This window comes from Streptomyces sp. NPDC002588 (assembly GCF_040295925.1).
Classification (GTDB): Bacteria; Actinomycetota; Actinomycetes; order Streptomycetales; family Streptomycetaceae; genus Streptomyces.
The window spans coordinates 68,328-78,830 of record NZ_JBEOWF010000054.1; the positions used below are offsets into that span (position 1 = coordinate 68,328).

Below are 10,503 nucleotides of genomic sequence, written 5' to 3' on the forward strand. Positions count from 1 at the left end.
GAAAAGAGGGGGCGCCCGGGGGAAAACCCCGGGCGCCCCCTCTTCGTGTCCCTACTGGCCGTTCAACGGGTTCAGTGGGTCTCCCGTCGGGGTCGCCGGCGGGGACGTCGTCGCTGGCGGCGTCGTCGGGCTGGTCGGTGTGTTGGTGGCCGGCGGGGACGTCGTCGGAGCGGATGTGGTCGGAGCCGACGTCGTCGGGGCGGACGTCGTCGGAGCGGACGTCGTGGGCGTGTTCGACGGGGTCTCGCTCGGCGTCGAGGACTTGCTCGGGGACGGCGACGACGTCTGGACGGCCGCGCCCTGGTCGGTGTCCAGGTCGAACTTGGTCACCTTGGTGGAGACCCCGAAGGTGTACGCCGCCCAGATCTGGGCCGGGAAGCCACCACCGTTGATGCGGCCCGCGACCGTGGTCAGGCCCGTCGTCGCACCGGTCAGCGGGACCTGGGCGCCGGTTTTGGCCTCCTCGCCGAACAGGCCGACCGAGGTGACCAGGTCGGGGGTGTAGCCGGTGAACCAGGCCGACTTGTTGTTGTCGGAGGTGCCCGTCTTGCCCGCGACCTTCTGGCCCTTGCGCAGCGGGTTGTCCCGTACGGACTTCTTCGCCGTACCGTCGTCGACCACGCCGGTGAGCACCGAGGTGACCGAGTCGGCGGCCTCCCGGCTGATCACCTGGCCGCCGATGGGGTCGGTGTGCTCGAACGTCGGGTAGGCGCTGTTCGTCGCCGTCTTGATGAGGGCGGGGGTGACCTTCTTGCCGTGGTTGTCGAGGGTCGCGTAGACAGCGGCCATCTGCAGCGGGCTCGCGCCCATGGTGCCCAGGGTCTGGGCGGGCACGGCCTTCAGGTCCTTGGTGTCCATGCCGAGGTCGTCGGCGACCTTCAGCACCTTGTCCATGCCGACGTCGACACCCATCTGGGCGAAGACGGAGTTGATGGACTTGTTCAGCGCGGTCTGGACGGTGACGTTGCCGTAGTTCTGGTCGTCCTCGTTCTCCGGGGCGAAGGCGATGTCGCTGCCGACGACCGGGCGCTTGCTGGTGCCGTCGTACTTCGTGTTGGCGGTGATGGCATCGCCGTCCTGCGTCTTGGCGTTCTCGTCGAAGGCGGCGGCGAGGATCACCGGCTTGAAGGTGGAGGCGGGCTGGTAGTCGTCGCGGGTGGCGTTGTTGACGTAGTGGTCGGTGTAGCCCAAACCGCCGTACATCGCCTCGACCGCGCCCGTCTTGGGGTTCACCGATGCCGCACCGGCCTGGACGTTGCCGTCGACCTTGCGCTTCTTCTTGTCGAGCTTGCTGGTCAACTGCTCCTTGACGGACGCCTCCAGCGCCTTCTGCTTCTTCGGGTCGATGTTGAGCTGGATGTTCCAGCCGCCGCGCTTCACCAGGGCCTGGGCGGACTCGAAGTCGTCGGCGACACCCCTGGCGACCAGTTGCCTGGCCAGCTCGTTGTTGGCCGCGAGCACCAGATAGCCGATCTGGCCCTCCTGCCCCGCGACGGCCTTGGGCGCCTTCGGAACCGGGAACTTCATGGCGTCGCGGTCGGACTTGTCGAGCCACTTCTGCTCGACCATGTTGTTCAGGACGTAGTTCCAGCGCTGCTGCACCAGCTTCTTGCCGGTGTCGGTGGCGACGGCCCAGTCGTACTGGCTGGGGGCCTGGAGCAGTGCGGCGAGGTAGGCGCCCTGCTGGACGGAGAGCTTGTTGGCGTCGACGCGGTAGTAGGCCTGGGCGGCGGCCTGGATGCCGTAGGCGCCGCGGCCGTAGTAGCTGGTGTTGATGTAGCCGGCCAGGATGTAGTCCTTGGACTTCTCCCGGTCCAGCTTCAGGGAGATGACCAGTTCCTTCAGCTTGCGCGTGACGGTCTGTTCCTGGGTCAGGTAGTAGTTCTTGACGTACTGCTGGGTGATCGTCGAACCGCCTTGCGCGCCCTTGCCCATGAGGGTGTTGAGGATGCCTCGGGTGGTGCCTCGGAGGTCGACGCCGTTGTCGTCGTAGAAGCCCTTGTTCTCGGCGGCGACGAAGGTGTGCTGGACTTCCTTGGGGACCTTCGACAGGTCGACGTTCTCCCGGTTGACGGTGCCGTCGCGGGTCATGGTCGAGCCGTTCGCCCACTCGTAGACGTTGCTCTGCAGCTTGGCGTCGGCATTGCCCTCGGGGATCGGAGTGCTGACGTAGAGCCAGACGACGGCGCCGATGACGGCCGTGGTCATGATCAGGAACGCGCCGAGGATCTTCTTCCAGGTGAAGATCCGGCGTATGAGGCTCTTGTCCTTCTTACCGCCCTTGCCGGCCTTGGCGCCCCGGCCCTTCTTGGCGGCCGCCCTGCGCGCCGCGGCGCGGCCGCCGGACGCCACGTCCTCGCGGCTCTCGGCCGTCGCGGTGGCCGTCGACGTCGACGTCGATGCCGACTCGCTCCGCGACTCTGCTGCCTCCGTCCGCGACGAACGGTCCTTGGGCGCCGCGCGGCGGCCACCACGCTGTCGCGCTCGTCTCTCGTCCGCTCGTCCCATGAGTCCGCTCGCTCCGCTTCCTACTCGGCAGTCACACCGGTGCCCTCGGGCAGGTCAGCTCAGAAAACTAACACCGTCGGCTGTGACGAAGGGCTCCCGATCCGGCCCTCGGAGGGGGTGAGAATCAGCACCCCGCCCAGCAGACCCGGCACACCACTCCACCATCACCGACGTACGGGAGGCGCAGAGGGTTGCCATCCAGCGGTTAAGTGTTATCACTTAGATAGATCGATGCTTACGCAAGGGCCGTACGAACCGGCCCACGCGACCACGAAACGGGGGAACCACCCATGCCCACAGAGAACACACCGATCGACGCACCCGAGATGCCCGCTCCGCGCGTGAAGGAATTCCCCGCGCACAGCGTGGGCGGCGGCCTGGCCCTGTCCCTCGGACTGGTCGGACTGCTCGCCGGAGCCGGACTGATCGCCCTCGCCGCGGTGGTGACCGCGGGCGGCGTCAAGGCCGCGCTGATAGTCGTCGGCATCCTCGTCGGACTCGCCGCGTTCCTGTCGATGTGCGGGCTGAACACGGTGGCGCCGGGCGAGGCGCGCGTGGTGCAGCTCTTCGGCCGTTACCGGGGCACCATCCGCGAGGACGGGCTGCGCTGGGTGAATCCCTTCACCTCCCGCGAGAAGATCTCCACCCGGGTCCGCAACCACGAGACGGCCGTCCTGAAGGTCAACGACGCCTACGGCAACCCGATCGAGCTCGCCGCGGTGGTGGTGTGGAAGGTGCAGGACACCGCGCAGGCCACCTTCGAGGTGGACGACTTCCTGGAGTTCGTCGCCACCCAGACCGAGGCGGCCGTACGGCACATCGCCATCGAGTACCCCTATGACTCCCACGACGAGGACGGACTCTCGCTGCGCGGCAACGCCGAGGAGATCACCGAGAAGCTCGCGGCCGAGCTGCACGCGCGTGTGGACGCGGCCGGTGTGCGGATCATCGAGTCACGCTTCACGCATCTCGCCTACGCTCCGGAGATCGCCTCCGCGATGCTCCAGCGGCAGCAGGCGGGCGCGGTGGTCGCGGCGCGGCGGGAGATCGTGGACGGCGCGGTGGGGATGGTCGAGGCGGCACTGGGCCGGATCGCCGAGCAGGGCATCGTGGAACTGGACGAGGAGCGGAAGGCGGCGATGGTGTCCAACCTGATGGTGGTGCTGTGCGGGGACCGGGCGCCACAGCCCGTCCTGAACACGGGGACGCTCTACCAGTGACCACCCCCGAAGAGGGGGCGACTCCTCGGCGCCGGCCGCAGCAGCGCAAGCAGGTGCTGCTGCGGCTGGATCCCGCGGTGTACGACGCGCTGGCCCGATGGGCCGGGGACGAGCTGCGGTCCGCCAACGCACAGATCGAGTTCCTGCTGCGGCGCGCCCTCGCGGAGGCCGGGAGGTTGCCGCGGGACACCGGGCCCATTCCTCGCCGGGGACGGCCCCCTGGAGGCTCCGCCCCCAGGCCCCCGTCGGCCTGAACGGCCTCGTCCTCAGACGCCGGACGGGCTGGGAGTGCCAGAACGGCCTTCAGAACACGGTTCCGGCGCTGTGGCAGAACAGTGACAATCGCGTCCCACCTGCGGCCTCCCACCCCCCGCCACCACCTACACACTCCGCGTATACACACCGGGTATACACCGCATGTACAGTCCTCCCCATGTCCATCGGTCACACCCTCCTGGGACTCCTGGAGTCCGGGCCCCGTCATGGTTACGACCTGAAGCGGGCCTTCGACGAGAAGTTCGGTCACGACCGGCCGCTGCACTACGGCCAGGTCTACTCGACGATGTCGCGGCTGCTGAAGAACGGCCTCGTCGAGGTCGACGGCATCGAGGCCGGCGGCGGCCCCGAGCGCAAGCGGTACGCGATCACCGAAGCCGGGATCACCGACGTGGCGCGCTGGCTCGCCACGCCCGAGAAGCCCGAGCCGTACCTGCAGTCCACGCTCTACACGAAGGTCGTCCTCGCGCTGCTCACCGAGCGCGACGCGGCCGACGTCCTCGACACCCAGCGGTCGGAGCACCTGCGCAGCATGCGCATCCTGACCGACCGCAAGCGCAGGGGCGACCTCGCCGACCAGCTGATCTGCGACCACGCCCTGTTCCACCTCGAGGCCGACCTGCGCTGGCTGGAGCTCACCGCCGCGCGCCTCGACAAGCTGAAGGACACGGTGATCGCATGACCGCCCCCGGGGGATCCCTGATGGCCGCCGAGGCCCTGCGCAAGGCGTACGGGCCGACCATGGCGCTGGACGGCGCCGAGTTCTCCATCCACCCCGGCGAGGTCGTCGCGGTGATGGGGCCGTCCGGCTCCGGCAAGTCGACACTGCTGCACTGCCTGGCCGGCATCGTGACGCCCGACTCGGGCTCGATCCGGTACGACGGGCGGGACCTGGCCACGATGAGCGACGCGCAGCGCAGCGCCCTGCGGCGCTCGGAGTTCGGGTTCGTGTTCCAGTTCGGACAGCTGGTGCCGGAGCTGACCTGTGTGGAGAACGTGGCGCTGCCGCTCCGGCTCAACGGCACCCCGCGCAAGCAGGCCGAGAAGACCGCGCTGTCCTGGATGGAGCGCCTCGAGGTCGACGACCTCGCGAAGAAGCGGCCCGGCGAGGTGTCCGGCGGGCAGGGGCAGCGGGTGGCGGTGGCGCGCTCGCTGGTCACCGGCCCGCGGATGGTGTTCGCCGACGAGCCGACCGGCGCGCTGGACTCGCTCAACGGCGAGCGGGTCATGGAGCTGCTGACCGAGGCGGCCCGGTCGGCGGGCGCGGCCGTGGTGCTGGTGACGCACGAGGCACGGGTGGCCGCCTACTCCGACCGCGAGATCGTCGTACGGGACGGGAAGTCGCGGGACATGGAGCGGGCCGTATGAACCTGCGCCAGTGGTCCAGGGATCTGGGCCTGGGGGTCCGGTTCGCGTTCGCGGGCGGCCGGGAGGGCTGGGTCCGGGCCGGGCTGACGGCGGTCGGCGTCGGGCTCGGTGTGGCACTGCTGCTCCTGGCCGCCGCGCTGCCCGGGGTGATCGTCGAGCGGCACTCGCGCGAGCAGGCCCGCTCCGACTACACGTTCATGGCCGAGGAGCCGGCCCGCGCCGACAACACCCTGCTGGTCGCACAGACCGACACGACGTTCCGCTCGAAGAGCGTGCGCGGCCGGCTGCTGGAACCGGAGGGGCCGCGCGCCCCGCTGCCGCCCGGCGTCGACGCGTTCCCGGCGAAGGGCGAGATGGTCGTCTCCCCCGCGCTGAAGCGGCTGCTCACCTCGGACGGCGGGAAGCTGCTGCGGGAGCGCGTTCCGTACCGGATCGTGGGGACCATCACGGAACCCGGGCTTGTCGGCTCGCAGGAACTCGCCTACTTCGCCGGCGCCACCGGGCTGCACACCGACGACCCGGGCGTGAACCGGCTGACGAGGTTCGGGACGCCCAACCCGGAGCCCGAGAAGGCCGACCCCGTACTGGTGCTGCTGAGCGTCGTGATGATCACGGTGCTGCTGATGCCGGTCGCGGTGTTCATCGCGGCGGCCGTGCGGTTCGGCGGCGAGCGGCGCGACCGGCGGCTCGCGGCGCTGCGGCTGGTGGGCGCCGACGGAGGGATGACCCGGCGGGTCGCGGCGGGCGAGGCGATGGCCGGCGCGCTGCTCGGTCTGGTCCTCGGCACGGTGTTCTTCCTGTTCGGACGGCAGGTGGCGGGCTCCCTCGAGGTACTCGAGATCAGCATCTGGCCCAGCTATCTCAACCCCTCGCCCGCCCTCGCCGCGCTGGTCGCGGTCGCGGTGCCGGCCGCCGCCGTACTCGTCACCCTGCTCGCCCTGCGCGGCGTGGTGATCGAACCGCTCGGCGTGGTGCGCGCGGCGAAGCCCGCGCGGCGCCGGCTGTGGTGGCGGCTGCTGCTGCCGCTGGCCGGGCTCGCGATGCTCTACCCGATGATGGGCCAGGGCAACTCCGAAGGGAACTTCAACCAGTACCTGGTGGTCGGCGGCGTCCTGCTGCTCCTGGTCGGTGTGACCGCGCTGCTGCCGTGGCTGGTCGAGCGGGTCGTGGCCCGGCTCGGCTCGGGCGGGATCGCCTGGCAACTGGCCGTGCGGCGGCTGCAGTTGAGCAGCGGTACGGCGGCCCGCATGGTCAACGGCATCGCGGTGGCGGTGGCCGGGGCGATCGCGCTCCAGATGCTGTTCGCCGGGGTCGACGACCAGTACACCAAGCCCAGCAAGGAGGACCTCTCCCGGGCGCAGATCCAGGTGAGCGTGCCCAAGGGCACGCCACTGGCGGACACCGCCCGGCGGTTCGAGGACACCAAGGGCGTACGGCGGGTCATCGCGCTGTCGGAGGGCTATCTCAGCGACGCCCCCTCGACGACCGCCGACGATGCCACCCACGGCACCGAGGTGGCCGTCGGCGACTGCGCGGCCCTGCGCGAGGTGGCGAAGCTGCCCTCCTGCAAGGACGGCGACATCTTCCTGGCCGACGGCACCAGCTACTCCACCGACGGACCGCTGCTGAACAAGCCCGGCAAGAAGCTGTACATCGAGGACGCGGACACCGTGGTCACCTGGAAGGTGCCGGCCGGTATCCCGCAGGTGACGGCGGTGGAGGACCCGTCCGGCGGTCTGCGCGGCGGCTTCCTGATGACCCCGGGCGCGATGCCCCGGGACTTCGCGGGCGTGGTCTCCGGGCAGGTCTACCTCTCGATCGACCGGTCGGTGCCCGACGCCGACGAGTACGCCCTCAACACCGCGGCCGCCGTGGACCCGCTGGCGAGTCCGATGATGTGGTCGGGGACCGAGACGTCCCCGAGGTACGAGTCCATCCGCACCGGGCTGAGCGTCGGCGCGATCTGTGTGCTGGCGCTGATCGGGGCGAGCCTGCTGGTGTCGCAGCTGGAGCAACTGCGCGAGCGCCGCAAGCTGCTGTCGTCGCTGGTGGCCTTCGGCACCCGGCGCCGCACGCTGAGCATGTCGGTGCTGTGGCAGACGGCGATCCCGATCGGGCTCGGCCTGGTGCTGGCCTCGGTGGTGGGGGTGACGCTGGGCGCGGTACTGCTGCGGATGACCGACCAGCCGGTGGGGGTGAACTGGCAGGTGGTGCTGTCGATGACCGGCATCGGCGCGGTCGTCGTCCTGCTGGTGACGCTGCTGAGCCTGCCGCCGCTGATACGGCTGATGCGGCCGGACGGCCTGCGCACCGAGTGAGCACACGGTCCCTCCCCGGGCGGGGAGGGACCGTTCGCGTTCACAGCTGGTACTCCCGCACCACCCTCCGCACCTGTGCGAACAGCATGCCCACGTTGACGGACTTGCGGCAGACGACCACCGCGACGACGTCCTGCTGCTCCGTCATCCGCACGAACAGGTGGGTGAGGTTGTCACTGTTGACGAGGATCTCCTGGAAGAAGTGGTTGTCGCTCTGGATCCCGCGCCGCTCCTTGAAGACGTCCTCGATCATCACGACCGTGCGCCCCTGGAAGAGGTCGAGGGTCGCGCCTGCCAGCAGGTCCAGGACCTCGGGCGGGTGGTTGTCGACGGTCTCGTAGGAGAGCAGCATGCCGGTGGACATGTCGACCACGCCGGAGGCGACGCAGTCGGGGGCATCCGTACGCAGTGACTTGACCAGGCCCATCACCTGGTCGGAGAAACCTGGGGTCATACGCTTCGTCGCCATCCCTTCAGACTCCGGTGAGAATCGAATCGATCCGGCGCAGGGCCGGCTGTGTCGCCCGGTGCAGCCGCTCCACGTCCATGCCCTCGTCTCCGAGTACGACCATCAGCGCGGTGTCGCCGACGGCGTAGAACGCGGCGCAGCCGTGGCTGCCGTAGGTCACCGTGCGGTGCAGGGCGCCGCGGGCGGTCGCCTCGGAGGTGCGGCGGGCGAGGCCGAGGCCGGCCGCGGCGAGGGCGGCGAGGCCCTCCGGGTCGATCGAGTCGGCGGTGTCGGCGGCGATGAGCAGCCCGTCGGCCGCCGCGACCGCGGTGTCGGTGATGCCGCTCACCTGCTCGCGCAGGCCGCGCATCTCCCGTGCGAGGGCTTTGTGGTCCATGGGCGCAACTCCCCTATTTCTGATCGCATATGACCGTCTGGTTTCTGTGGAGGACTTCTGAGTGGGGGACATTTGTGGGGGACTTCCGGGCGGGGACTTCTCGGCGGGGTTTCTCGGGGACTTCCGGGCGGGGACTTCCGGGCGGGTTATTTCGTCGTCGGGTTGCGCAGCCGGAAGAAGTCCTTCCAGCCGGTGCCCCCGCCACCGTCCTCCGCGGGCTCCGGCGCGAGCGCCTCGTTGATGCCGCTCGCGCCGGGGCGGCGGCGGGGCAGGGCCGCGGGGCTCGGGGGCGGACCGGCCGGCGGCACGGGGACGGGCGGCGGGGGCGGGGCCGGTTCCCGGGGCCGTACGCCATGGGCGTCGGGCGGCAGCCGGACCGGGATCGGGGCAGGCGCGCTCGCGCACTCCAGGAGCCCCTCGCCGAGCATCCGGGCCACCTCGACGGTCACCGTGTAGACCCCGCGCCCGGTACGGAAGGCCAGGTCACGGGCGGTGCGCCGGCCGTCGGCGTGGGTGAGCAGCTCGCGTTGCAGGGGGCCGAGCCGGCCGGCGGCGTAGGAGAGGGAGGCGGGGACGGGACGCTCCCCCTCGGGGCGTACGGCGCGGGGCAGCGCAAGGAGCGCGCGCAGCTTGCGGGAGGCCTCCTGGAGCAGCCGGGTGGGCGGTTCGCCGACGGGGACCGAGGCGGGCGGCGGTCCGGCGGCCGGACCGCGTTCACAGTCGTCGACGCTGCCCGCGACCACCGCGAACGCGGCGTCCTGGAGGGCCATCGCGCACACCACCCGCAGCTGGGCGGCGCCCGCGTACCCCTGCGCGATCAGCCCGTCGGCCGGCCAGCGCACACCGCCGGACTCGCGCACCAGCGAGGCCCACTCCTCGCCGCCGATCCGCCCGGAGCGCAGCAGCAGGGCATCGGGTCCGGGCGCGCCCGGCGACTCCACGGCCACGACCAGTCCGCCGCGGAAGTGGAAGGTGCCGCCGGGCGCGCCGGCCACCCGCACTTCCCCGGTGAAGCCGTCACGCCCGCACGCGGCGAGGTCGCGTGCCAGCAGTTCGTAGCCCGACATCACACCCCTTGGCAGGTCACCCGATCGATCGCACATACGCGTGACGCGTAGCGCTCAGGGGGGAAGGTGTATCAGTCGGCGCGCATATTCCAGGGCGGTGTTCGCCACCTGTCCGCAGCTGACGGAAGTTGAGTTCTCCGGTGTCTCTCGGAGTCGCCCGGGAAACTCAAATCGTTTCGTTCAGAGCTGGTTTGACCGCTTGGGAAAAGGAGCACGAGATGTCGCTCGACGCGCTGAAGTCCGCGATCCCGGACCACGCGAGGGATCTGAGACGCAATCTGGACTCGGTCTTCGACGGCTCACGCCTGACGGCGCAGCAGCTGTGGGGCACACTCCTCGTCACCGCGATCGCCTCCCGCTCCCCCATCGTGCTGCGCGAGCTGGCGCTGGAGGCGCAGGCGAACCTCTCCCCCGAGGCGTACAGGGCGGCCCGGTCGACGGCGGCGACGATGGCGTTGAACAACGTCTTCTTCCGCACCCGGCATCTGCTGTCGGACCAGGAGTACGGCCGTCTGCGGTCCGGGCTCCGGATGAACCTCCTCGCCGATCCGGGCGTGGGACGAACCGACCACGAGCTGTGGTGCCTGGCGGTCTCCGCCGTCAACGCCTGCGGGGCGTGCCTCGACTCCCACGAACAGGCCCTCCGCGGGGCGGGCGTCGACCGCGAGACCGTCCAGGAGGCGTTCAGGATCGCCTCGCTGATCCAGGCGGTGGCGGTGACACTGGACGCGGAGGCGGTACTCGCCGAGCCCGCCGAATGACCGGCGCCCACCCTCCCGGCCGCCCACGGGACAAGCCCTGGGGCTGGGCCCTTCTGATGGATCTCCGTGGGAGAAGGAGCGGCGTTCGGTGCGTGCTCTCGGCGTGCCGGGCGGAAGCCCTCGTAGCGGAGCTACTAGGG

General features: G+C 70.4%; 10 protein-coding genes. 6 read left to right on the forward strand and 4 right to left on the reverse strand.

Going from position 1 to position 10,503, the window contains the following annotated elements:
- Window positions 1-51: 51 nt before the first annotated feature.
- The gene (locus ABT057_RS41805; RefSeq protein WP_352349236.1) at window positions 52-2,508 is read right to left on the reverse strand and encodes a transglycosylase domain-containing protein; all 2,457 of its coding nucleotides are present in this window, start codon (window positions 2,506-2,508) and stop codon (window positions 52-54) included.
- A 290-nt stretch (window positions 2,509-2,798) separates the two neighbouring features.
- On the opposite strand from ABT057_RS41805, the gene ABT057_RS41810 reads away from it, so the two are divergent.
- The 5 genes from ABT057_RS41810 to ABT057_RS41830 all read left to right on the forward strand — a co-directional run bounded on the left by ABT057_RS41810 (window position 2,799) and on the right by ABT057_RS41830 (window position 7,690).
- Complete coding sequence (locus tag ABT057_RS41810) at window positions 2,799-3,728, forward strand: SPFH domain-containing protein (RefSeq protein ID WP_352349238.1); 930 nt, start codon at window positions 2,799-2,801, stop codon at window positions 3,726-3,728.
- A complete protein-coding gene (locus ABT057_RS41815; protein WP_352349240.1) occupies window positions 3,725-3,982 on the forward strand; it encodes a type II toxin-antitoxin system antitoxin in 258 nt (85 codons plus the stop codon). The genes ABT057_RS41810 and ABT057_RS41815 overlap by 4 nt, the downstream gene beginning before the upstream one ends.
- A gap of 179 nt (window positions 3,983-4,161) precedes the next feature.
- Entirely contained in the window at window positions 4,162-4,686 is a 525-nt protein-coding gene (locus ABT057_RS41820) for a PadR family transcriptional regulator (RefSeq protein WP_352349242.1), read from the forward strand.
- Entirely contained in the window at window positions 4,683-5,372 is a 690-nt protein-coding gene (locus ABT057_RS41825; RefSeq protein ID WP_352349244.1) for an ABC transporter ATP-binding protein, read from the forward strand. The genes ABT057_RS41820 and ABT057_RS41825 overlap by 4 nt, the downstream gene beginning before the upstream one ends.
- The gene (locus ABT057_RS41830; RefSeq protein ID WP_352349246.1) at window positions 5,369-7,690 is read left to right on the forward strand and encodes an ABC transporter permease; all 2,322 of its coding nucleotides are present in this window, start codon (window positions 5,369-5,371) and stop codon (window positions 7,688-7,690) included. Before ABT057_RS41825 ends, ABT057_RS41830 begins: the two co-directional genes overlap by 4 nt.
- 40 nt (window positions 7,691-7,730) lie before the next feature.
- Here ABT057_RS41830 and ABT057_RS41835 read toward each other — a convergent pair whose 3' ends face one another.
- From ABT057_RS41835 to ABT057_RS41845, 3 genes are all read right to left on the reverse strand, one after another.
- Window positions 7,731-8,159 (reverse strand): hypothetical protein, encoded by a 429-nt coding sequence (locus ABT057_RS41835; protein WP_067248480.1) that lies wholly within the window; start codon window positions 8,157-8,159, stop codon window positions 7,731-7,733.
- 4 nt (window positions 8,160-8,163) lie between these two features.
- Window positions 8,164-8,535: a roadblock/LC7 domain-containing protein gene (locus tag ABT057_RS41840; protein ID WP_352349248.1), complete on the reverse strand. Its 372-nt coding sequence runs from the start codon at window positions 8,533-8,535 to the stop codon at window positions 8,164-8,166.
- Between the two features lie 146 nt (window positions 8,536-8,681).
- Complete coding sequence (locus ABT057_RS41845; RefSeq protein WP_352349250.1) at window positions 8,682-9,602, reverse strand: MarR family transcriptional regulator; 921 nt, start codon at window positions 9,600-9,602, stop codon at window positions 8,682-8,684.
- Window positions 9,603-9,820: 218 nt separating this feature from the next.
- On the opposite strand from ABT057_RS41845, the gene ABT057_RS41850 reads away from it, so the two are divergent.
- Window positions 9,821-10,363: an alkyl hydroperoxide reductase gene (locus tag ABT057_RS41850; protein ID WP_352349252.1), complete on the forward strand. Its 543-nt coding sequence runs from the start codon at window positions 9,821-9,823 to the stop codon at window positions 10,361-10,363.
- The last annotated feature ends 140 nt before the right edge of the window (window positions 10,364-10,503 follow it).

Bases quoted from the DNA above. Each gene is read 5' to 3' on its own strand.
- ABT057_RS41805 (WP_352349236.1), bottom strand. From the start codon at position 2,508: ATGGGACGAGCGGACGAGAGACGAGCGCGACAGCGTGGTGGCCGCCGC.
- ABT057_RS41810 (WP_352349238.1), top strand. From the start codon at position 2,799: ATGCCCACAGAGAACACACCGATCGACGCACCCGAGATGCCCGCTCCG.
- ABT057_RS41820 (WP_352349242.1), top strand. From the start codon at position 4,162: ATGTCCATCGGTCACACCCTCCTGGGACTCCTGGAGTCCGGGCCCCGT.
- ABT057_RS41825 (WP_352349244.1), top strand. From the start codon at position 4,683: ATGACCGCCCCCGGGGGATCCCTGATGGCCGCCGAGGCCCTGCGCAAG.
- ABT057_RS41830 (WP_352349246.1), top strand. From the start codon at position 5,369: ATGAACCTGCGCCAGTGGTCCAGGGATCTGGGCCTGGGGGTCCGGTTC.
- ABT057_RS41835 (WP_067248480.1), bottom strand. From the start codon at position 8,159: ATGGCGACGAAGCGTATGACCCCAGGTTTCTCCGACCAGGTGATGGGC.
- ABT057_RS41840 (WP_352349248.1), bottom strand. From the start codon at position 8,535: ATGGACCACAAAGCCCTCGCACGGGAGATGCGCGGCCTGCGCGAGCAG.
- ABT057_RS41845 (WP_352349250.1), bottom strand. From the start codon at position 9,602: ATGTCGGGCTACGAACTGCTGGCACGCGACCTCGCCGCGTGCGGGCGT.
- ABT057_RS41850 (WP_352349252.1), top strand. From the start codon at position 9,821: ATGTCGCTCGACGCGCTGAAGTCCGCGATCCCGGACCACGCGAGGGAT.